The organism is Streptomyces sp. NPDC006739 (assembly GCF_042869815.1).
Taxonomy (GTDB): domain Bacteria; phylum Actinomycetota; class Actinomycetes; order Streptomycetales; family Streptomycetaceae; genus Streptomyces.
Genome location: NZ_JBIAGM010000001.1, coordinates 549,493 through 571,349, shown reverse-complemented (window position 1 = coordinate 571,349; position 21,857 = coordinate 549,493). Strand labels below are relative to the sequence as shown.

The window sequence follows — 21,857 nt, the reverse complement described above, 5'->3', positions numbered from 1 at the left end:
CGCACCCGTTCTCAACGAGGAGAGCACGTGTCCCAGGACGCTTACGACGATGCTTCCGACGACGTTCGCGACGGCGCTTACGACTACGACGTCATCGTCGTCGGCTCCGGCTTCGGCGGCTCCGTCACCGCTCTGCGCCTGAGCGAGAAGGGCTACACCGTAGGCGTCCTGGAGGCCGGCCGCCGCTTCACCCGCGGCACCCTCCCCAAGAACTCCTGGGACCTCAGGAACTACCTCTGGGCCCCGAAGCTCGGCATGTACGGCATCCAGCGCATCCATCTGCTGGGCAACGTCATGGTGCTGGCCGGCGCGGGCGTGGGCGGCGGCTCGCTCAACTACGCCAACACCCTCTACGTCCCGCCGAAGGCCTTCTTCGACGACCCCCAGTGGCGGGACATCACCGACTGGCAGGAGGAGCTGAAGCCGTACTACGACCAGGCCCAGCGCATGCTCGGCGTACGGCTGAACCCGACGATGACCCCCTCCGACGTGCATCTGCGGGCGGCGGCGCGGCGGATGGGCGTCGGCGACACCTTCCACATGGCGCCGGTCGGGGTGTTCTTCGGCGATGGTGAGGACGCCGACGGGCAGGCGAGGGCCAAGCCGGGGGAGCGGGTCGCCGACCCCTACTTCGGCGGGGCGGGTCCGGCGCGCAACGCCTGCACCGAGTGCGGCGAGTGCATGACGGGCTGCCGGCACGGCGCGAAGAACACCCTGAACGAGAACTACCTGTACCTGGCCGAGAAGGCGGGCGCGGTGGTCCACGCGATGACGACGGTCGTCTCCGTCACGGACGACTCGCGCGGCGGGTACGCGGTGGCGACCCTGCCGACGGACCGGAAGAAGAAGGCCGAGGGCCGGATCCTCACCGCACGAAGGGTCGTCCTCGCGGCCGGGACCTACGGCACTCAGACCCTGCTCCACCGGATGAAGGCCGGCCGTCAACTGCCGTACCTGTCCGACCGGCTGGGCGACCTGACCCGCACCAACTCCGAGGCGCTGGTGGGCGCGCAGACCGACGACCGGCGCTACCGCAAGGCCCACGGCACGGCGCGGGCCGACTTCACCCGGGGCGTGGCGATCACCTCCTCCATCCACCCGGACGAGAACACGCACATCGAGCCCGTCCGCTACGGCAAGGGCTCCAACGCGATGGGCGGCCTGTCCATCCTCCAGGTGCCCTACGCCGAGGGTTCCTCGCGCGCCCTGGCCTGGCTGGCGAACGCGGCCCGGCACCCGCTGCTGGTCGCCCGCTCGCTGTCCAACCGCCGCTGGTCGGAGCGGACCATCATCGGTCTGGTGATGCAGTCGCTGGACAACTCGCTGACGACGTTCCTGAAGCCCGGCGGCGTCGGCAAGGGCCTGCTCACCGCCCGGCAGGGCCACGGCGCCCCCAACCCCAAGCAGATCAAGGCGGCCTCGGAGGCGGCCACCGCGCTCGCCGCCGAGATCAACGGCTTCGCGGGCAGCAACGTCGGCGAGCTGATGGGCACCCCGCTCACCGCGCACTTCCTCGGTGGCTGCCCCATCGGCGACTCGCCCGACACCGGCGTGATCGACCCGTACCACCGGCTCTACGGCCACCCGGGCATATCGGTGGTGGACGGCTCGGCGGTCTCGGCGAACCTGGGCGTCAACCCGTCGCTGACGATCACCGCGCAGGCCGAGCGGGCGATGTCGTACTGGCCCAACAAGGGCGAGGACGATCCGCGTCCGGCGCAGGGAGCGGCGTACGAGCGGCTGAAGCCGGTGGAGCCGCGCAATCCGGCGGTGCCGGCTGAGGCGTTCGGCGCGCTGCGGCTGCCGTTCCTCGGGATGCCGGCGGTGCCGCCGAAGAAGTGACGCCCGCGGCGGACGAGCAAGAAGGACCTGCGCCCCCCTCCGAGCGCAGGTCCTTCTCGTCCGTCAGGCGTCGCCGCTCGCTTACGCGTCGGCCGCCCCGGACTTCCGGCGCCGCATCGCGAACACCGCGCCCGCGCCGGCGACGACGGCGACTCCGCCGACGAGGCCGACGGTCGGCAGCGCGTCGCTGGAGCCGGTCGCGGCGAGGTTGCCGGTCGGCAGTTCGGAGACGTTGCCCTGCGGCTTCTTCACCGAGTCCTTGGTGCCTTTGTCGCTCGGGACGGCGTTGCCCGGGGCCGGGTTGGTCGAACCGGGCTTCAGGACCGTGAAGTCGTACTGCGCCCAGCCCTCGGCGATGCAGTCCTGGCCCTTGACCTTGTCGAGGTAGGCGCCGGAGCCGAAGGAGTAGGCGTCACCGGCCGGGGCCTTGGAGTCGATGCTGACACGCAGGTCGATCGACTTGCCGGCGCCGGGCTTGAGGTGGTCGACGTAGAAGAAGTAGTCCCCGGCCCAGTCGTCGGTGCCGATGCGGTCCCAGCGGCCGTTCGCGGGGTTCTTGAACTCCAGGTCGACGTAGGGGCTCAGGTACTTGGCCTGGTCCAGCTCGTAGTTCTCGACCTCGGCGTAGAAGGCGACGCCGTCGACGGTGGTCTTCGACTCGTTGGTGACGACGAGCTTGAACGCGTGGAAGCCGTCACCCGCGACGATCTTGCCCGGCAGGCCCTTGATGCCGGCGGACACCTTGGCGTTGCGGAAGTCCTGGTCGAGGTCCTCGCAGTAGGGGACGTCGGGGTCCGACGGGTCCTCGCTCGGCTCGGCCGTTGCGGAGGGCTCGGACGGCGACGGCGAGGCGGACTGGCCGGCGCTGTCGCTCGGGGCCGGCGAGGTCGGTGCGGTGCTGTCGGTCGGGGAGGCGGAGTCCGACGGTGCGGTGCTGTCCGACGGTGAGGCGGAGGGCGAGTCGCTCGGGATCTCGGTGGGCGCGTCGCTGGTCACGCTCTCGACGGGCGTGGGGGAGGCGGAGTCGTCGGCGAACGCCGCGGGGGCGGACAGCAGCGCGAGGGGCGCTATGACGGCCGTCGCGGCGGCTGTGGCCATGGCACGGCGAAGCTTCATGAAGACCTCGGGGAGTCCGGTGCGCCGCTGCGGGCGGCACAGGGTGTCTTACCGTTTTCTTGAGTCGGCAGGTTTGATCACCGAGGTCGGTAAAGGGTTGCACCGGAATTCGCAGGCTTCTCATGTGGCCTGAGTCACAGCTGCGAAGAGCCCCGCGAACCGGACTGGACTCCGGTTCGCGGGGCTCTTCCTTCAGTCAGCACCGACGTCAGGGCATCGCCGGTGCCTGGAGCGGCGCCGGGGGGGTTGCGCCGCTTGGGTATGGCTTGTGGGTGTATGGCGTGTGGGCTTTTCACGCATGGTGCTGGATCGGCGCGGCCTCCGCAACCGTTTGACCCACCACTTCTGCATTTTTCTAATTTTTCCGTCGGCCGACCCCGGGCGTCCCCGGGGCCGACCGTTCTCTTGGATGACCGGGCTGCTGTCCCCTGCCGTCCGGTCACTTCCCTGGAACGAGGTCCCACGACGCACGGCACGATCCGTGCGTCTCATCGCTCCAGTGAGCCACGCGTGGTTCTGTCGGGCCCGCCCCTGGCTGGCACGGACACCGGTACCAACGAAGCGGTGCGCCGGGCGGTCACGCACCGTACGGGTGAGAGGGCGAACGAACTCAGATGCGACCACGGCACAGTTCGAGCAGCGTCATGGCGAGCGGCGTGCCCGGCTTGCCGAGTGCCTGCCGGTAGCGGTCGAGGATCTCCATCTCCCGCGACAGGTGCACGCGCCGCCCGCCGGAGGTGATCCGGGTCTCCTGGATCACGGCGGACACGGCCATCCGTTCCTGGATCAGACCGATGATCCGGTCGTCGAGCGCGTCGATGCGCTGCCGGGCGTCGGAGATGGTCTGTTCGGGCGTGGTGGCGGTCATGTCGGGGCTCCTCGTCGGACGCGGCAACCCCTGGGACGACAGAACCGGGAAACGCCAGGCGCCCCGGGCCTTGTCGGCCCGGGGCGCCTGGGAAGTCGCTTGGCGATCAGCTCAAGCAGCACGACCATGGCAGCCGGCGGGCCGGTCACCATAGGTAAAGAGGAAGGTCGTCTGCGCGAACATGGCGCCAAGTATGCCACGCCCCGATCCCCTCGCCCCGCCCCTGTCTCAGCACCCTGCCCCGGCCCCCGGCCCCCGGCACTCTGCCCCGGCAACCGGCCCCCGGCAACCTGCATCCGGCATCCGGCATCCGGCATCCGGCAACCGGCACCCTGCCCCGGCAACCGGCAACCGGCACCCTGCCCCGGCACCCTGCCCCGGCACCCGGCACCCGGCACCCGGCAACCGGCACCCTGCCCCGGCACCCTGCCCCGGCACCCGGCACCCGGCACCCGGCACCCGGCCCTCGGTCTTCGGCCCTCGGTCTTCGGCACCGCGCCCCGGGAGGGCGAGGCCTCCGCGGCCACCCGGCTAGAATCGGTACCACAGACCCCCGCCCGACCGCCGGAAGGCACCCCGTGTCATCAGCGACAACCGCTGCCGCCACCCCCGACACCGTCCTGGTCGTCGACTTCGGCGCGCAGTACGCCCAGCTCATCGCCCGTCGCGTCCGCGAGGCGCGGGTCTACAGCGAGATCGTGCCGAGCACCATGCCGGTCGCGGAGATCCTCGCCAAGAACCCCGCGGCGATCATCCTCTCCGGAGGCCCCTCGTCGGTGTACGAGGAGGGCGCTCCCCGCCTCGACCGCGAGATCTTCGAGGCCGGCGTCCCCGTCTTCGGCATGTGCTACGGCTTCCAGCTGATGGCGCAGACCCTCGGCGGGACGGTCGACAACACCGGCGCCCGCGAGTACGGCCGTACCGACCTGCACGTCTCCCGCGCCTCCTCGACCCTGTTCGAGGGCACCCCCGCCGAGCAGGCGGTCTGGATGTCGCACGGCGACGCCTGCTCCGCCGCCCCCGAGGGCTTCTCGGTCACGGCCTCCACGGACGTCGTCCCCGTCGCCGCCTTCGAGAACGACGAGAAGAAGCTCTACGGCGTCCAGTACCACCCCGAGGTCATGCACTCCACGCACGGCCAGCAGGTGCTGGAGCACTTCCTGTACCGGGGCGCGGGCCTGAGCCCGGACTGGACCACCGGCAACGTCATCGACGAGCAGGTCGCCGCGATCCGCGAGCAGGTCGGCGACCGGCGCGCCATCTGCGGCCTGTCCGGCGGCGTCGACTCCGCCGTGGCCGCGGCCCTCGTCCAGAAGGCGATCGGCTCGCAGCTGACCTGCGTGTACGTCGACCACGGCCTGATGCGCAAGGGCGAGACCGAGCAGGTCGAGAAGGACTTCGTCGCGGCCACCGGCGTACAGCTGAAGGTCGTCGACGCGGAGGAGCGCTTCCTGACCGCTCTGCAGGGCGTCTCCGACCCCGAGGAGAAGCGGAAGATCATCGGCCGCGAGTTCATCCGGGTCTTCGAGCAGGCCCAGGCGGAGATCATCGCGGACGAGGGTCCGGCGGTGGAGTTCCTCGTGCAGGGCACCCTCTACCCCGACGTGGTCGAGTCCGGTGGCGGCACCGGCACGGCGAACATCAAGTCGCACCACAACGTCGGCGGCCTCCCCGAGGACCTCGAGTTCAAGCTGATCGAGCCCCTGCGCAAGCTGTTCAAGGACGAGGTCCGCATGGTCGGCCAGGAACTGGGCCTGCCCGAGGAGATCGTCCAGCGCCAGCCGTTCCCGGGCCCGGGCCTCGGCATCCGCATCGTCGGCGAGGTCACCAAGGACCGCCTCGACCTGCTCCGCGACGCCGACGCCATCGCCCGCGAGGAGCTGACCGCGGCCGGTCTCGACCGCGACATCTGGCAGTGCCCGGTGGTCCTGCTCGCGGACGTCCGCTCGGTCGGCGTCCAGGGCGACGGCCGCACCTACGGCCACCCGATCGTCCTGCGCCCGGTCTCCTCCGAGGACGCGATGACGGCCGACTGGTCCCGTCTCCCGTACGACGTCCTCGCGAAGATCTCGACCCGCATCACCAACGAGGTCCGCGACGTCAACCGCGTCGTCCTCGACGTGACCTCGAAGCCGCCGGGCACGATCGAGTGGGAGTAGGCCTCCCCTCGGTGAAGGTCACGTCCGTCTGAGAGCGCGCACCGGCTCTCCGGGCTTCCAGATCTGGACGACGAGGTACTCGTCGTCCTCGACGCTGGTCCGCACGACCTCCGTCAGCTCGGTGCGGAAGAGGTGGAACGGCTCCGGCGGTTCCACCTCTTTCACATACGCCCCCTTCTCCACCGGATCGACGACCTCGTAGGCGCGCCCGCCGATCCGGACGTCCCCGCCGCCCATGCTCTGCCCCTCCCCGGGGTTCGCCTGCAGCGCGAACCGCGGATCGCGCCGCAGGTCCAGTGCCTTCAACGAGTCCGGCATCATGCCGAGCCACAGCTCGCCGTCGCGGAAGCGGAGCTCCATGCCGGTGGTGCGCGGTGAGCCGTCCTTGCGGACGGTGGCGAGGACATGGTGGGTGAAGGCGCCGAAGCGCTCTTCCACGGTCCTCGCGAGTTCGGGTTCGGCGGCGGTGAAAGCCGCCCAGTTCCATGCCATACGCCGAGTCTGGCGCCGATACCGGACATCTTCTGTCGGGTATCCGCTGCGTGCGTCATCTTTACAAAACAGCCCTGTTCTCCTGCGCTGACCGACGGTAACTTCCGCCTCGTACACCCACCCAGTGCTGGAGGACACATGCACGGGCCGACCCCACCGCTGCCCCTGCCCACCGATCAGCTGCAGTTCGCGATGCCACCGATGCACGAATCGCTGGACGACGAGCGTCGGCACCGCAAGGAACGGCTGGCCGGCGCGCTGCGACTGTTCGGGCGGCTCGGCTTCGAGGACGGAGTCTCCGGGCACATCACCGCGCGCGATCCCGAGTTCACCGACTGCTTCTGGGTCAATCCGTTCGGGATGCCGTTCCGGCACGTCACGGTCGGTGACCTCGTCCTGGCCAACCGGGACGGGCAGGTGATCGAGGGCCGCTACCACGTCAACCAGGCGGCGTTCACCGTGCACGTCCAGGTGCATGCCGCCCGCCCGGACGTCGTGGCCGTCGCCCACTGTCACTCGGTGCACGGCCGCGCCCTGTCCGCGCTCGGCGACCTGCTCGACCCGATCACCCAGGAGAGCTGCGCCTTCTACGAGGACCACGCCCTCTACGACGCCTACACGGGCGTGGCAGTCGACGCCGACGAGGGCCGCCGGATCGCGACCGCGCTCGGCTCGCGCAAGGCGCTCGTGCTGCGCAACCACGGGCTGCTCACGGTCGGCGACTCGGTGGACGCGGCGGCCTGGTGGTTCGTGTCGATGGAGCGTTCCTGCCAGGTGCAGCTGATGGCCAAGGCGGCCGGCCGGCCCGTCCTCATCGACCACAAGCTGGCCGTGGCCACCCGCGAGCAGCTCGGCGGCGACCTGGTGGCCTGGATCAACTACCAGCCGCTGTGGCAGGACATCAGCCGAAGCGAACCGGACCTGCTGAGCTAGCGGCGCCCCCCGGTGCGGCTCCCCGGACAGGGTCAACACGGCGTCCCCCGGCTTCACCCGTGGCGACCGGGAGCGGACCCCATGGACGGCGGTCGTAGGGCACAATTCGCTGTCGTCGCAGGCGAGTTGTCGTGGGCTGTTTTCCGGGGAAGGCGGGCGTCGGGCGTGGCGGTGCGGGAGGCGGGGCAGAGCGCGGAGACGGGCGTCCACGAGGGCGGCTGCACCTGTGGGGAATGCCCGCACGGGGCGCGTGAGGGGCACCGACGGGCCGTCGCCGCGTTCCTGCGCCGACGCGACGAGTTCGCGGCCGGGCAGGGCGTGCCCGCGGCCGTCGCCCACTCCGCCCAGGCGTCCCGCCAGTGGGTCTCCGAGGAGCTGACCCAGCAGGCGGAGGCCGTCGCCGAACGCGGCCGCGCGGAGGGCGCGGCCTGGCTCGCCCGGCTGTGGCCGCGCACGGCCTACGTCGTGTGGGGCGCCGTCGTCGCGCTGCTGCTGGCCCAGTCGCTCACCGCAGTCGGCGCGGGCTGGAGCAGCGCGCGCACCGCGGGACTGCTGGCCGCACTGGTGATGGCCGCCGCTGTGACGGCCACCGCGTGGCTGCACCGGGCGCGCGGCGGGGTACTGGCACCCGCCATCGGCGAGGACAACCGGATGTCCACCTCCCGCACCGTGGCCGCGGCCTGGGTGCTGTTCGTCGCCTACGCCGTGCTGCTGCTCGCGGGCCGCCTCGCCGCCGCCTCCGGTCACACCGAACGCGACGCGCTGGTGTCCGGCCTCGAACTCGCCCGGGGCGCCGGTCTGGTGACCGTCCTCGCCGTGGTCTGCGCGATCGCCGTACTGGTCCGCCGGGTGGTCGGCCTGCGTATCCTCGCCCAGCGGCTGCAGAAGCTGCGCGCCCACCGGCCGCGCGCCGCCGACCTGCTGACCGACGACTCCGGCCGGGGCACCTTCGCCGACATCCAGTACGTCCTGATCAGCGCCGTCGCCCTGCTGTTCGCCGCCGTACGGCTGGCCCGCCGCCCCGACCGGCTGCCCGACCTGCCCTGGGGGCTCGCGGTCCTGGTGCTGGTCTCGGCCGCCACCTACCTCGCCGGCAAGTACGCGGAGGGCGGCCGTCCGGTGATCCTCTCCGTGGTCCGCGCCCGCGAGGCCGGAGACCTGGACGCGCCGATCCGCACCGGCGACGACATCGAGATCCGCGGCACCGGCTTCGTCCCGCCCGGCGCGCAGACCGCCGACCGCCTCTCCCGCATGGTCGTGCGCATCGGCGCGGTCCACGTCCATGTCCCCCTCGTCCCGGTCGCCGGCGGCTTCAGCAACCCCACCGACACCGCCCTGACCGTCCCCGTGCCGGCGGACGTGGATCCGGGCTGGGTCGAGGTCCAGGTGGTGACAGCGGCCGGGGCGGCGACGAACCGGTGCGTCGTAGAAGTGACGGAATAAGGGAAATCGCGGACGCGGACACCCACACGTGACCCACCGTCCCCAGGAACGCCATAACCCCATGAACGCCATGAACGCCGTGAACACCACAAGCCTCATCCGGCTCATCGACTTCTCCAGCTGTCCTCTGACTCTTCGTTGATTCGGAAAAACATCCGGCATTGGGTTGAGCCGGATCCGTTTGCCGTACGTATCTTCTGTCGGGGGGTCTGTGCACGGCGGGCGAGAGGCGGCTTGGAGCGATGACTCACGGTATGCGCATGGACACGCACAGCCCCTATCGCGAGGGGGGCCGTGACTGGCGGGACACCGCCACCCACTACGCCCTCCTTCCGCTAAGGATCTTCCTGGGCGTCACCTTCGTCTACGCGGGTCTGAACAAGCTCACCAGCAGCGCCTTCCTGAAGTCCGGCGGCTCCGGTTCGATCGGCGACACCATGCGCTCGGTCCGTGACAGCTCGGCCATCCCGGCCCTGGTCGACCTGGCCCTGAAGAACCCGGTCGGCTTCGGTTACGCCATGGCCTTCGGTGAGTTGGCGGTCGGCCTCGGCATCCTGGTCGGCCTGCTGAGCCGGCTGGCCGCGCTCGGCGGCGCTCTGATCTCGCTCAGCCTGTGGCTGACGGTGAGCTGGTCCTTGACCCCCTACTACTACGGCAACGACCTCGCCTACCTGATGGCGTGGCTGCCCCTCGTCCTGGCCGGCGCCCCCTACCTCTCACTGGACGCGGCCCTGCGCGCCCGGCGCCGGCAGCGGCTCGGCGGCTACCGGTAGCCGCCCCCGGCGGTGCCCCGCCGTCTGCGTATCCCCTTGGTGACGGCCGTCGTCGCGCCCGCCAGGCACAGGCCGCCGACGACCAGGGGGATCGCCACGAACCACTCGGCGTTCCAGAGACCGGCCGCGTCCCCGGCGTAGACGACGCCCGTCGCGACGAGAACGAGGCCGGCGACCAGCCTCCCCGGCTGGGCCTCATGACGCAGCACGGCTCACCTCCACCTGTCCCGCGCCGACCTGGAGACCGAGATCCAGCGTGCCGGCGTTCTTCTGGCCCGTCGTCGGTGACAGGGTCACGTCCTTGTGCCTGTCCGGTGCCACGTTCACGTCCTTCTTGTCGTCACCGGGCAACCGGATGTCACCCAGGCCCACGTCGATGCTCATCCGTACCGTGGCGTCCGACGGCACGATCACCTTCAGCTGCCCCGCACCCACCTGGGCCCCGGTCGCCACGGTCTGCCCCTTGGCGATACGCAGCCTGGTCAGGTCGAGGGTGCCGACACCCGTGCCCAGGTCGTACCTGCCCCGCAGGTCCGCCGTCGCGACCGGCTGCCACGAGGTGTGCCGCCAGTGCGTGGTGATGTCCTTGGGCAGCGCAGCCGACCCGGCCAGCAGGGCCGCCGTGACGACCGCCAGGAACACCGACCCCGCCCCCGTACGCCCCAGGAACGCGCTGAGCGCGATGCCCAGACCGAACACGAGGAGCGCGCAGGCCAGACCGAACTGCAGGCTGGTGCCCAGCGGCCGGGTCCGCCACGTCAGTCCGGTGCCCGTGCCGCCCGCCAGCAGGGCGAGCAGGAACACCCAGCCGCCGATCCAGCGCGGGCCGCGCGTTCCGGCGGGCGTGGTGGCGGCCCCGTAGGCGGTGCGTATCGCCTCGCGGTGGCTGTACGGCTGGGCGAGGCCGATGTCGACGGCGTCCGCGACGTCCGGGGCGCGGGTGTCCCCGGGCCCCCACAGATAGCCGGTGCCGCCGACGTGCGTGCCGTCCTTGACTATCGGGTCGCGCCACCACGACGGGTAGGCGGTGGCCACCGGCGGTGCCTGGGCTTCCGGCGGGGCGTCGGCGACCGCCTGCGCGGCCAGCGGGTCGGGGTCGGGCGCCCCGCGCCGCCGCGACCAGTAGCCGGCACCGGCCAACAGCAGGGAGAGGACGACGGCGAACGCGAGCACCCCGCCGTTCTTCAGCATCGTCAGGAAGACCCCGCAGCCGACCAGCGCGAACAGCACGGCCGCCAGCGCCTGTCCGTCGACCCGGCCCGTCAGCAGCTTGCGGACCTCGTTCTCCTCCCTGTCCTCGTACGGCACCAGCAGCCACGCGAAGCCGTAGAAGATGAGGCCGATCCCGCCGGTCGCGGCCAGCACGGCCAGGGTGATGCGGAAGATCACCGGGTCCATGTCGGTCTGCCGCCCGAGCCCGGCACACACTCCGGCGACCATCTTGTGCCGCCGGTCGCGGCGGAACCGGTGGGGCACGCCGTCGACGGCAGGCTCGGTGGCCGGGGCCGGGCTCGGGCGAGAGCCGGGTCCCGGACCCGTCGAGGCGTGCTCGTGATCCGTCATGCGTCCATGGTGACGGCCCGGCCGCCCCGACGGCAGCCGGAACGACCCTGGCCGAACCCTGAAATCGGCCCTGAGACCGGGCCCGGGAAGCAGGCGACGACCCGCCGCCACCAGTCACTTCGAAGATAAGGGGAGTCTCGGGGGCCGACCCTGATGCCCCGCCCCGCGGGCCGTGTGACCATCAATGGCATGCCGGAAGCCGCAGCAGTGCCAGTCGACGACCCGCGGCCGCCGCGCAAGCTCTACCGCAGCAGCGACGGCCGCTGGCTCGGCGGAGTGGCGCGGGGCCTCGCCGGGCATCTCGGCCTGCCCGTGATCTGGGTGCGCCTCGTCTTCGCCGGCCTGTTCATGGCCGACGGCCTCGGCGCGCTGCTGTACGCCGCGTTCTGGTTCTTCGTCCCCCTCGGCGTCGGCGGCGTGGCCGGCCAGAAGCCACCGTCGCTGGTCGGCACCGAGACCGCACCCGACGGCCGCCGCAGACTCGTCGCCCGCAAGCCGGACCGGGGCCAGATCGTGGCCCTGCTCCTCATGGTCGTCGTGGCCATGGTCTTCGTCGGCAGTGTGAACCTGGGCAGCGGAGCCAAGGCGTATCTGCTCCCGGCCGTTCTCGTCGCCGCCGGTGTCGCCCTCGTCTGGCGCCAGGCGGACAACGCCCGCCGGGCCCGCTGGGTCGAGGTCGGCAGCCGCCGCCGCACACTGACACTGCTGCGCGCGGGCGTCGGGGTGCTGCTCGTCACGGCGGGCGTCTCCGGCATCTTCGTCATGCAAGGTTCGGCCGCCCACCTCGGCTCGGTCCTGCAGGCGGCCCTCGCTGTCCTCGTCGGCATCACCCTCCTCGCCGGCCCCTACCTCGTGCGCATGACCCAGGACCTCTCCGAGGAGCGGCTGATGCGCATCCGCGCCCAGGAGCGGGCCGAGGTCGCCGCCCACGTCCACGACTCCGTGCTGCACACCCTCACCCTGATCCAGCGCAACGCGGAGAACGCGGGCGAGGTGCGCCGCCTCGCCCGCGCCCAGGAGCGCGACCTGCGGACCTGGCTCTACAAGCCCGAGGGGACCGGCAAGGACGACGCGGACGAGCCGGCCACGGTCGCCGACGCGGTGCGGCGCAGCGCCGCCGAGGTGGAGGACAAGCACGGCGTGCCCATCGAGGTGGTGGTGGTCGGGGACTGCCCGATCGACGAGCGGATCGGCGCCCAGATGCAGGCCGCGCGCGAGGCGATGGTCAACGCCGCCAAGTACGGTGGCGAGGGCGGTGCCGTGCAGGTCTATGCCGAAGTCGAGGGGACGGCGGTCTTCGTATCCGTCCGCGACCGAGGCCCGGGCTTCGACCTCGACTCGATACCCGCCGACCGTATGGGCGTCAGAGAATCGATCATCGGCCGCATGGAGCGCCACGGCGGTACGGCGCGGCTGCGGGCGGTGCCGGGCGGCGGCACCGAGGTCGAGCTGGAGATGGAGAGGGCGGAGAAGACGTCATGAGCGACGCGACCGAGGCGAACGGCACGACGGGGGCGGCGGAGGGAACCGTGGACGGCGTGGGGAGCAGGCACGTGCGCGTGGTGCTCGTCGACGACCACCGTATGTTCCGTACGGGTGTCCAGGCCGAGATCGGACAGACCGCCGAGACGGGGGTCGAGGTGGTCGGCGAGGCCGCCGACGTCGACCAGGCGGTCACGGTCATCACCGCGACCCGCCCCGAGGTGGTCCTCCTCGACGTCCACCTGCCGGGCGGCGGCGGGGTCGAAGTGCTGCGCCGCTGCGCCGCGTTGATGGCCGACGCCGAGCGGCCCGTGCGCTTCCTCGCGCTGTCCGTCTCGGACGCGGCCGAGGACGTCATCGGGGTGATCCGGGGCGGCGCGCGGGGCTATGTGACCAAGACGATCACCGGCACCGACCTCGTCGACTCCATCTTCCGGGTCCAGGACGGCGACGCCGTGTTCTCCCCGCGCCTGGCCGGGTTCGTCCTCGACGCCTTCGCCTCCACCGACGCCCCGCCGGTCGACGAGGACCTCGACCGCCTCACCCAGCGCGAGCGCGAGGTGCTGCGGCTCATCGCCCGCGGTTACGCGTACAAGGAGATCGCCAAGCAACTGTTCATCTCGGTGAAGACGGTCGAGTCCCACGTCTCGGCGGTCCTGCGCAAACTCCAGCTGTCCAACCGCCACGAGCTGACCCGTTGGGCGACGGCCCGGCGGCTGGTGTGACCCCCAGCGTGGGCCGGTCCGCCTCAGACCACCCGGGTCGCCCCGGCGAACGGCATCTCGTCGACCGGGGCCAGACGTACGGGCGCTGACGGGTTCGGGGCGTGGATCATCTGGCCGTTGCCCACATAGATGCCGACATGGCTGATGCCCGAGTAGAAGAACACCAGGTCACCGGGGAGGAGTTCGGAGCGTGAGACCCGTCGGCCCGCGTTGATCTGGGCGTAGGTGGTGCGCGGCAGCAAGACTCCGGCGGCGCGGTAGGCGGCCTGCGCCAGGCCGGAGCAGTCGAAGGCGTCGGGCCCTGTCGCGCCCCACACATAGGGGCTGCCGAGCTTCTGGTAGGCGTAGGCGAGGGCCGCGGCCACCCGGGAGTCGGAAGCCGGGACGGAGTCGGCCGCGGCCGGGGCGTCGCGCCCGTCCGGGGCCGGCCGCGAGGCGCGGCCGGCCGTGCCGCCGTCGGCCGTCACCCGCGTCCGCTCCCGCGGTGAGAGCCGGGACAGCAGCCGTCGTGCCTCGTCCAGCTTCCCGGTGATCGTCTTCTTGTGCCGTCTCAGCTCCGCCTGCCGGGCCCGGAGCGATACCAGTTCGACATGGGCGGCACCGCGCAGCTGCTCGATCTCCCGCAGTTGTCGGCGGACCCGGGCCACGGCCCCGGCCTGCCGGCCCCCGACCCGCTCGGCCAGCGCGGCCCCGTCCAGGTACTGGTCCGGATCGCTGGACAGGGCCAGCTGCCAGGCCGGGGCGATGTCCCCGCTGCGGTACTGCGCGGCCGCCACCGAACCCAGCGCGTCCCGCGCCGAGTCGAGCTTGTCCTGCTCGCGGGCCGCCTCGTCCTGCAGGGTCCTCAGCCGCCGCCGTGCCGTGTCCGCCTCCTCCTTCGCCCCGTCGTACTTCTCGGTGGCGGCCTCCGCCTCCTGGTACAGCTTGTCCACCTTGGCCTTCACCTGCGCCGGTGTCAGTTCAGGGTCGGCGTGCCCCGTCCCGTCGAAGCCGGTCGCGGTGGCCGCGCCCGCCAGGGCGATGGTGACGGCCGTGCGGGCCGTGGTTCCGCCGAGCGAGCGCTGTCGGGGCTTGCGGTGCGCTGCCACCTGGACCGTCACGTCCTTCCGTACGCCTCGTACGACCGAGGGGTTCACGCACCCGGCGGCGGCCCGCACAGGGGGAACGGGCCACCACCGGGCTTTCTCGGCGGAGGTGACCGGCAGCCGCCCCTGGCCCGGGCGGCGGTGGGAAGCCGGTCACCTGGGGGAGGACGCTAAACCGGTCTGTGACGACCTGGTAACGCATTGTGCGGAACTGTCTCCACGGGACGTCGGATGACCGAACGTGACCGACGTGCCGCCCGCGAGTCGTTTGCTTCACGCAGCGTGGTGACCGATGCGCGGGTTTCCGGGGCGGGCGGGGACCGTCCGCTGCTATGGGCGCATATATGCGCGCCTCGGTGCGCCCCGCCGCTGCCCCCGCGGCCGCCCCGCCCCCGCCGCTGCCGGGCCCGGCCGAGGGCCCCGGTGAGAGGTGGCCCCGGGGTGTCTGATTAGGCTCCGGCCTCATGGACGTACTCATCCATCTCTTCGTCGGCCTGCACATCATCGGCATCGCCGCGCTGCTCGGCGGCTTCCTCACCCAGATGAAGGCGATGGGCCGGGGCACGGCCCGCTTCGTCCCCGGCATGCTGCACGGCGCGCTGACCATGCTGGTCACCGGCGTCGCCCTGGTCGGCCTCAACCAGGCCGACCACCACCACGTCAACACGATCAAGATCGGCGTGAAGCTGGCCCTGCTGATCGTGATCCTGGGGCTCGTCTACGTCAAGCGCGACGAGGAGACGGTGGACAAGAGCCAGTTCGCGCTGGTCGGCGGCCTCACCATGGCGAACGTCTTCATCGCCGTGCTGTGGACCTGAGCCCCGTCGCCGCACCGGCGGCGACCGCCGGCCAGACCGCCACCGCCAACCACGTCAGCACCCGGCCCGGCCCCTCGAGCAGCGGGATCCTGGAGGCGGCGGCGACGGACAGCGTCGCCGCCGCCGTCATCCCCATCGGGAAGGCCGTCGACCAGCGCCGCATGTCGTAGCCGGGCCGCCGCCACACCACCTCGGCGACCAGTAGCAGGGCGTACCCGGCCGGCCCGGGGGCGAGCAGCGCGACCGTCACGGCGCGCAGGACACCCCGGTCGTCCCCGTTCCACAGATACAGGCGCGTGCTGCCGGCGGAGACCAGTTGCGCGTCGGCCAGCGCCGAGATCGCGAGCGCACCGCCCGCGATCCAGTGGTCGCCGGCCCCCTCGGCCACCTGCCGGGGATCGAAGCGGGGCAGCGCGAGACCGTAGAGCGCCAGGCCCGCCCAGAACAGCACCAGCGCCGTGTGCGCGAGTCAGGCCGTCGCCTCGGCCGCGGCCAGCGCGGCGGCCGGCACGGCCAGCCCCTGGGCGGCCACACAGACCAGGAACACCGCTCCGGACATGCGCCGCCGCCAGTGCCGTACGACGAGGAGCAGCAGCGGCGGCCACAGGGCCGCCGCCAGTGCGAGCAGCGCCATGCCGGCGAGCGCCCGGTCCGGCGCCGCGATCCGCGTGCCGAGCACCGTGGTGGCGGCCACGGCGGTGAGCGCGCCCGGCGTCCGGGCCTCCGCCAGCCACCGCCGCCGGTCGCCCAGCAGCCGTACGACGAAGTCCGCGGCCAGTCCCGGCCACGCGGCGCACGCCGACGCGAGTGCGATCCGGGGACCACACCTCGTCGCCGGTCAGCAGCAGCGCCACCGACAGGACACCGGTCGCCATGACGGCGGCCCCGGCCGCGGGCGGCCGTCGAGCCCACCACTCGCGCAGCTCCGAGGTCCCGTACCTGCGCCGATGCTAGGCCCTGCCCAGCGGCTCAGGCCGGTCGCACCACGCTGTGGATGATCGATTCGCCGCCGTAGTAGACCGACTCCTCGCGGACGTAGGCGCCGGGCTTCGGGGCGTGGATCATCATGCCGTTGCCGATGTAGAGGCCGACGTGGCTGATGTCGTCGTAGAAGAAGATCAGATCACCGGGCCGCGCGTCGGCGAGGGAGACGGTGGTGCCCGCGTTCACCTGGTCGTAGGTGGTGCGCGGGAGGCTGACGCCGGCGGCCTTCCAGGCGGCCTGGGTCAGGCCGGAGCAGTCGTAGGACCCGGGGCCGGTGGCGCCCCACACGTACGGCTTGCCGATCTGCGCGCGGGCGAAGGCGAGGGCCTTGTCGGCCTGGGTGGTGTTCGAGGACGGGGACGTGCCGTTCGATGTGGACGTGCCCGTCGATGTGGACGTGCCCGTCGACGTGGACGTGCCTGCCGACGTGGACGCGCCGCTGTCCTGGCCGGACGTCCGCTCGGCCGCCTGCCGCTTCGCCAGCTCGGCCGCCTGGCGCGCCGCCTCCTGCTGCTTCTGCTTCTCGATCGCCGCCAGCCGCGCCTTCTCCCGGGCCGTCAGCTCGGACAGCAGTTCGCGCGCGGAGGCGAGCTTGTTCTGGACGGTGGCCTTGGCGGTCTGCAGGTCACTCTGCGACCGGGTCAGCGTCCGCAGGCTGTCGGCGGCCTCCTGGCGCTTGACCATGGTCGCGGACTGCTGGGTGACGTAGTCGTCGACCGCGCCCTTCTCCCGTGAGGTGAGCCGGCTCATCAGCTGGCTCTGGTCGAAGTAGTCCTGCGGGCTGTCCGCGAGCAGGAAGGTTGCCGTGCCGGGGGTGGTGGCCCCGGTCCGGTACTGCGCGGCGGCGTACGAGCCCAGCTCCTCGCGCGCCTTGTTGAGCCTGTCCGTGCGGCGGGCCACGTCGTCGAGGAGGGTGTCGACGCGCCTGCGCTGCCTGCCGGTCTTCTCCTTGGCCGCGTCGTACTTCTCGGTCGCCGACTCCGCCTGGCGGTAGAGGTCGTCGACCTTCTTCTCCACCTCCTCCAGGCTCGGCTTGTTCCCGTCGGCGGACGGCGTGGCGCTCGCCGTCTGGGAGAACATGGCCACGGAGGTCAGGGCGGCGGTGGCCAGGGCGGGCGTGCGTATGCCTGCTGCACGCGGACCGGCGGGGCGCTTGCGGTGCGACGCCAAGGGAGGCGACTCCTTCCATGATCCGCCTACCGAGTTAGCTGTCGGGTTCGGGCGGGTGGTTCGGAAGGGTTGCCCTACGGCCGCGTCCCCGAAGGGAGTTGCGCCGATTCACCCCAAGGTCGGTGTGGGTCCCCGGCTCCGGGCGCCGCACTGGGGGCACGCCGGACTCGGCGGAGGCCGCGCGGCCCGGCGAGGTTCGCCGGAGGACGGTCGTGCGGCCCGACGGAACGGTAGCCAACTCGTGTGACTGATGTGAAGGCTGGTGCGAGATATGTCCGATACGTATTCGTGACCCAAGGGCAAAATCGCGTCTCGGTGACGGTGCGGTTCCACAGTGTGGGAGCTGCGGGGTCCGGCCAAGTTCCCGGGGCGGCCGTCGGTTGTCGGTGCGGCGCCCTAGACTCGGAGAGCGATGAGCAGCCTCTTTGACGACAGCTTCCTGGCCGACCTCCAGGCCCCCCGCGGCCACGAGGAGGAGCCCCCGCCACCCGAGGACGACCACGCTCCGGAATCGCTTCCGGACGATCTGTTCGGTGGCCGGTTCGACGCGCCGCCGGACCGGGACGCCTACTACCGGGACGGCGCCCCGCGCCCGGCCCTCGACGCGGCCGCCCTGCTGGAGGGGCTGAACGAGAACCAGCGCGCCGCCGTCGTGCACGCCGGATCCCCGCTGCTCATCGTGGCCGGCGCCGGCTCCGGCAAGACCCGGGTGCTCACCCACCGCATCGCCCATCTGCTCGCCGAGCGGCAGGTGCACCCGGGCCAGGTCCTCGCGATCACCTTCACCAACAAGGCCGCGGGCGAGATGAAGGAGCGCGTCGAGCACCTCGTCGGCCCGCGCGCGAACGCGATGTGGGTGATGACCTTCCACAGCGCGTGCGTGCGCATCCTGCGCCGGGAGAGCAAGAGGCTCGGCTTCACGTCGTCCTTCTCGATCTACGACGCGGCCGACAGCAAGCGCCTGATGGCCCTGGTCTGCCGGGACCTGGAACTCGACCCCAAGCGCTTCCCGCCGAAGTCCTTCAGCGCCAAGATCTCCAACCTGAAGAACGAGCTGATCGACGAGGAGGACTTCGCCGCGCAAGCCACCGACGGCTTCGAGAAGACCCTCGCGCAGGCCTACGCCATGTACCAGTCCCGTCTCCGTGAGGCCAACGCCCTCGACTTCGACGACCTGATCATGACGACGGTCAACCTGCTGCGCGCCTTCCCCGACGTCGCCGAGCACTACCGCCGACGCTTCCGGCACGTCCTGGTCGACGAGTACCAGGACACCAACCACGCCCAGTACGCCCTGGTACGCGAGCTGGTCGGCACCGCCGAACACCCGGTGGACGTACCGTCGGGCCCGGACGGCCTGTCGCCCGCCGAGCTGTGCGTGGTGGGTGACGCAGACCAGTCGATCTACGCCTTCCGCGGCGCCACGATCCGCAACATCCTCCAGTTCGAGGAGGACTACCCGGACGCGACGACGATCCTGCTGGAGCAGAACTACCGCTCCACCCAGACCATCCTCTCCGCCGCCAACGCGGTCATCGAGCGCAACGAGTCGCGCCGCCCGAAGAACCTGTGGACCAACGCGGGCGCGGGCGCCCGCATCACCGGGTACGTCGCCGACACCGAGCACGACGAGGCCCAGTTCGTCGCCGACGAGATAGACCGCCTCACGGACGCGGGCGAGGCGAAGGCGGGCGACGTCGCCGTCTTCTACCGTACGAACGCCCAGTCCCGCGTCTTCGAAGAGGTCTTCATCCGCGTCGGCCTGCCCTACAAGGTCGTCGGCGGGGTCCGCTTCTACGAGCGCAAGGAGGTCCGGGACGTCCTGGCCTACCTCCGGGTGCTGTCCAACCCCGAGGACTCGGTCCCGCTGCGCCGCATCCTCAACGTGCCCAAGCGCGGCATCGGCGACCGCGCCGAGGCGATGATCGACGCCCTCTCCCAGCGCGAGAAGATCAGCTTCCCGCAGGCCCTGAAGCGGGTCGACGAGGCGTACGGCATGGCCGCGCGGTCGGCCAACGCCGTCAAGCGGTTCAACGTGCTGATGGACGAGCTGCGGACGATCGTCGAGTCCGGCGCGGGACCGGCGACCGTCCTGGAAGCCGTCCTCGAACGCACCGGCTACCTCGCGGAGTTGCAGGCCTCCACCGACCCGCAGGACGAGACCCGCATCGAGAACCTCCAGGAACTCGCGGCCGTCGCGCTGGAGTTCGAGCAGGAGTCCGGCGAGGGCGAGACGGCGGGCGGACTCTCCGACTTCCTGGAGCGGGTCGCCCTCGTCGCCGACTCCGACCAGATTCCCGACGAGGAGGACGGCGACGGTGTCATCACGCTGATGACCCTGCACACCGCCAAGGGCCTGGAGTTCCCGGTGGTCTTCCTGACCGGCATGGAGGACGGTGTCTTCCCGCACATGCGCGCCCTCGGCCAGGCCAAGGAGCTGGAGGAGGAGCGCCGTCTGGCCTACGTCGGCATCACGCGCGCGCGGGAGCGGCTGTATCTGACCAGGTCGGCGATGCGCAGCGCCTGGGGGCAGCCGTCGTACAACCCGCCCTCCCGGTTCCTGGAGGAGATCCCGGCGGCCCATGTGGAGTGGAAGCGGACGGGTGCGACGGCCCCGGTGCCCTCGGGTCCGGCCTCCGGGGTGGCGGCCTCGCTCTCCTCGTCCCGCTCGCGCTCCTCGGCGTCGGGCGCCTCGGGCTTCGCCACCCGCCGGACCTCGGAGAAGCCGGTGGTCGCGCTGGCCGTCGGGGACCGGGTCACGCACGACCAGTTCGGGCTCGGCACGGTCGTCGCCGTGAATGGCACGGGAGCGAACGCGGAGGCGACGATCGACTTCGGGGACAAGCCGAAGCGGCTGCTGCTGCGGTACGCGCCGGTGGAGAAGCTTTAGCCGCAGTCGTCCGTGGGGGCTGGACCTATGTGGGGTCCAGCCCGTGGCTGCGCAGCCACGGCAGCGGGTCTATGGCCGCCCCGCCCGCGGGCCGGACCTCGAAGTGCAGGTGCGGCCCGGTGGAGTTGCCAGAGTTGCCGGAGTACGCGATCGGATCGCCGGCCTTGACGGTCGTACCCGAGGGGACGCGGTAGCGGGAGAGGTGGCAGTACCAGGTCTGGGTGCCGTCCTTGGCCGTCAGGATCAGCATGTTGCCGTAGGCGCTGTTCCACTTCGTGGTGACGGTGCCGTCGGTCGCGGCCATCACCGTCGTGCCGTAGGCGACGGGGAAGTCGATGCCCGTGTGCACGGACATCCAGTTCACGCCCGCCTGACCGAAATAGGCGCTGAGCCCCTTCTGGAGGACCGGAAGGACGAACTTGGGGCGCAGCCGCTCCTTGAGCGCGGCCTCGGCCGCCGCCTTCTTCTTCTCGGCCGCCTGCTGGGCCTTGAGGTCGATGCGTTCCTGGGTGCGGCTGGCCCGGTCGGCGAAGTCGTCGGCGCCCGCGGACAGGGTCTTGAGCTGGGCGTCCAGCTTGCTGTTGGCGATGGACGGTTTCACCGACTGGGGGTCCGAGGCGGTGGCCGTCGTGTCCTTGCCGTTGTCGCCGAAGGTGCCGACCGAGGCGACGGCGATCCCGGCGACGCCCATCACACATGCCGACGGTACGGCGATGGTCAGCAGCGCGGAGCGCTTGGGGGGCGTACGACGGCGGGAGCGCGCCGCGTTGCGGGCACCCGCGCGTGTCGTGGGGCCCGGAGTGGTCTCTTCCTGGTCTTCCAGCAGGGACGTCACTGCGGGCATCTCGCCCGTGGCGCCCGACTCGCCGTCGTCCACGACCTGTTCGAAGGTCGCGGTCGCCTGCTGGTCGAAGGGCTCGGGAGCGGGCGCCGGCTCGGGCTCGACGGTGGCGGCGGTGCCGTCGGAGTTCCACTGCGTGGCGTCGTACGCACCCGTGTCGAACGACTGCGTACCCCACTCCCACTGCTGGGTCGGGGCCGCTCCGGCGGACTGGTCGGGCTGCGCCCAGGCGCTCGTGTCCCACTGGCCACTGGCGTCGACCGTCGTGGCCTGATGCGGGACCGTCCAGGCGGTGGTCTCGTAGGCGCCGGTGTCGTAGGCGGCGTGGTGCTGGGCCGCGTACGGGTCGTAGTTCAGGGTGTGGTGACTGCCGGTCGCCCACTGAGTGGAGTCGTACGACCCGGTGGATCGGCCGTCGCCGGGCATGTTGCCGAACAGCGGGTCGGAGTCGAAGGTCGTGGTGGCGTGGGCGCCGGTGTCGAAGCCGGTGGTGCCGTAGTCGCCGTACGTGGCTTCCTGCTGGGTGCCGTACGCCGCGTAGTGTGCCGAGGCGTCGGAAGCCGGAGCCGGGGTGGTCATGGTCCCCGACGGGTGACGGTCGTTCACCAACTTCTCTTTCGCCTCGACAACAGGGGCTGCCAGAGCAGTGCGGCGACTGTACCCGGCGGTATGC

17 protein-coding genes, 1 pseudogene and 1 riboswitch are annotated in these 21,857 nt (G+C 71.6%); of the genes and pseudogenes, 9 read left to right on the top strand and 9 right to left on the bottom strand.

What is annotated here, in order from left to right:
• Positions 1-27: 27 nt before the first annotated feature.
• A complete protein-coding gene (locus tag ACFYMM_RS02625) occupies positions 28-1,842 on the top strand; it encodes a GMC family oxidoreductase N-terminal domain-containing protein (RefSeq protein ID WP_388383067.1) in 1,815 nt (604 codons plus the stop codon).
• Between the two features lie 81 nt (positions 1,843-1,923).
• Here the strand turns inward: ACFYMM_RS02625 and ACFYMM_RS02620 are convergent, their stop codons facing one another.
• Positions 1,924-2,958: a cell wall protein gene (locus tag ACFYMM_RS02620; protein ID WP_388383065.1), complete on the bottom strand. Its 1,035-nt coding sequence runs from the start codon at positions 2,956-2,958 to the stop codon at positions 1,924-1,926.
• A 610-nt stretch (positions 2,959-3,568) separates the two neighbouring features.
• Positions 3,569-3,826 (bottom strand): chorismate mutase, encoded by a 258-nt coding sequence (locus ACFYMM_RS02615; RefSeq protein WP_388383064.1) that lies wholly within the window; start codon positions 3,824-3,826, stop codon positions 3,569-3,571.
• 578 nt (positions 3,827-4,404) lie between these two features.
• Between ACFYMM_RS02615 and guaA the strand changes: the two genes are divergently transcribed.
• Positions 4,405-5,985 carry a glutamine-hydrolyzing GMP synthase gene (gene guaA / locus ACFYMM_RS02610; protein WP_388383062.1) on the top strand — a complete coding sequence of 527 codons (1,581 nt, stop codon included), beginning with the start codon at positions 4,405-4,407 and terminating at the stop codon, positions 5,983-5,985.
• Between the two features lie 18 nt (positions 5,986-6,003).
• Here guaA and ACFYMM_RS02605 read toward each other — a convergent pair whose 3' ends face one another.
• Positions 6,004-6,477: a pyridoxamine 5'-phosphate oxidase family protein gene (locus tag ACFYMM_RS02605; RefSeq protein WP_388383060.1), complete on the bottom strand. Its 474-nt coding sequence runs from the start codon at positions 6,475-6,477 to the stop codon at positions 6,004-6,006.
• Between the two features lie 138 nt (positions 6,478-6,615).
• Here ACFYMM_RS02605 and ACFYMM_RS02600 point away from each other — a divergent pair, with 138 nt between their 5' ends.
• The 3 genes from ACFYMM_RS02600 (at position 6,616) to ACFYMM_RS02590 (ending at position 9,626) form a co-directional block, all read left to right on the top strand.
• Entirely contained in the window at positions 6,616-7,410 is a 795-nt protein-coding gene (locus tag ACFYMM_RS02600; protein ID WP_388383058.1) for a class II aldolase/adducin family protein, read from the top strand.
• 165 nt (positions 7,411-7,575) lie between these two features.
• Positions 7,576-8,853: a hypothetical protein gene (locus tag ACFYMM_RS02595; RefSeq protein ID WP_388383056.1), complete on the top strand. Its 1,278-nt coding sequence runs from the start codon at positions 7,576-7,578 to the stop codon at positions 8,851-8,853.
• A gap of 242 nt (positions 8,854-9,095) precedes the next feature.
• Positions 9,096-9,626: a DoxX family protein gene (locus ACFYMM_RS02590; RefSeq protein ID WP_388383054.1), complete on the top strand. Its 531-nt coding sequence runs from the start codon at positions 9,096-9,098 to the stop codon at positions 9,624-9,626.
• Here the strand turns inward: ACFYMM_RS02590 and ACFYMM_RS02585 are convergent.
• Complete coding sequence (locus ACFYMM_RS02585; RefSeq protein WP_388383052.1) at positions 9,617-9,835, bottom strand: hypothetical protein; 219 nt, start codon at positions 9,833-9,835, stop codon at positions 9,617-9,619. The two genes, ACFYMM_RS02590 and ACFYMM_RS02585, sit on opposite strands and share 10 nt — an antisense overlap.
• Entirely contained in the window at positions 9,822-11,189 is a 1,368-nt protein-coding gene (locus tag ACFYMM_RS02580) for a PspC domain-containing protein (RefSeq protein ID WP_388383050.1), read from the bottom strand. Before ACFYMM_RS02580 ends, ACFYMM_RS02585 begins: the two co-directional genes overlap by 14 nt.
• A gap of 189 nt (positions 11,190-11,378) precedes the next feature.
• Between ACFYMM_RS02580 and ACFYMM_RS02575 the strand changes: the two genes are divergently transcribed.
• Both ACFYMM_RS02575 and ACFYMM_RS02570 read left to right on the top strand, forming a co-directional pair.
• On the top strand, positions 11,379-12,671 hold the full coding sequence (locus tag ACFYMM_RS02575) for a PspC domain-containing protein (protein WP_388383048.1): 1,293 nt from the start codon (positions 11,379-11,381) through the stop codon (positions 12,669-12,671).
• A complete protein-coding gene (locus ACFYMM_RS02570; RefSeq protein WP_388383046.1) occupies positions 12,668-13,396 on the top strand; it encodes a LuxR C-terminal-related transcriptional regulator in 729 nt (242 codons plus the stop codon). The genes ACFYMM_RS02575 and ACFYMM_RS02570 overlap by 4 nt, the downstream gene beginning before the upstream one ends.
• A 23-nt stretch (positions 13,397-13,419) precedes the next feature.
• Here the strand turns inward: ACFYMM_RS02570 and ACFYMM_RS02565 are convergent, their stop codons facing one another.
• Positions 13,420-14,484, bottom strand: a complete 1,065-nt coding sequence (locus tag ACFYMM_RS02565; protein WP_388383312.1) for an NlpC/P60 family protein — start codon at positions 14,482-14,484, stop codon at positions 13,420-13,422.
• 461 nt (positions 14,485-14,945) lie between these two features.
• Between ACFYMM_RS02565 and ACFYMM_RS02560 the strand changes: the two genes are divergently transcribed.
• Positions 14,946-15,299, top strand: a complete 354-nt coding sequence (locus ACFYMM_RS02560) for a hypothetical protein (RefSeq protein ID WP_388383044.1) — start codon at positions 14,946-14,948, stop codon at positions 15,297-15,299.
• Here ACFYMM_RS02560 and ACFYMM_RS02555 read toward each other — a convergent pair.
• Both ACFYMM_RS02555 and ACFYMM_RS02550 read right to left on the bottom strand, forming a co-directional pair.
• Positions 15,277-16,222: pseudogene (locus tag ACFYMM_RS02555) on the bottom strand (tellurite resistance/C4-dicarboxylate transporter family protein). The gene ACFYMM_RS02560 and the pseudogene ACFYMM_RS02555 overlap by 23 nt on opposite strands.
• Before the next feature lie 46 nt (positions 16,223-16,268).
• The gene (locus ACFYMM_RS02550; RefSeq protein WP_388383042.1) at positions 16,269-17,453 is read right to left on the bottom strand and encodes an NlpC/P60 family protein; all 1,185 of its coding nucleotides are present in this window, start codon (positions 17,451-17,453) and stop codon (positions 16,269-16,271) included.
• A gap of 7 nt (positions 17,454-17,460) precedes the next feature.
• Positions 17,461-17,636: riboswitch (cyclic di-AMP (ydaO/yuaA leader) on the bottom strand.
• Positions 17,637-17,865: 229 nt separating this feature from the next.
• Here ACFYMM_RS02550 and pcrA point away from each other — a divergent pair.
• Entirely contained in the window at positions 17,866-20,343 is a 2,478-nt protein-coding gene (gene pcrA / locus ACFYMM_RS02545) for a DNA helicase PcrA (protein WP_388383040.1), read from the top strand.
• 25 nt (positions 20,344-20,368) lie between these two features.
• Here pcrA and ACFYMM_RS02540 read toward each other — a convergent pair whose 3' ends face one another.
• Positions 20,369-21,790: a M23 family metallopeptidase gene (locus ACFYMM_RS02540; protein ID WP_388383038.1), complete on the bottom strand. Its 1,422-nt coding sequence runs from the start codon at positions 21,788-21,790 to the stop codon at positions 20,369-20,371.
• Positions 21,791-21,857: the final 67 nt, after the last annotated feature.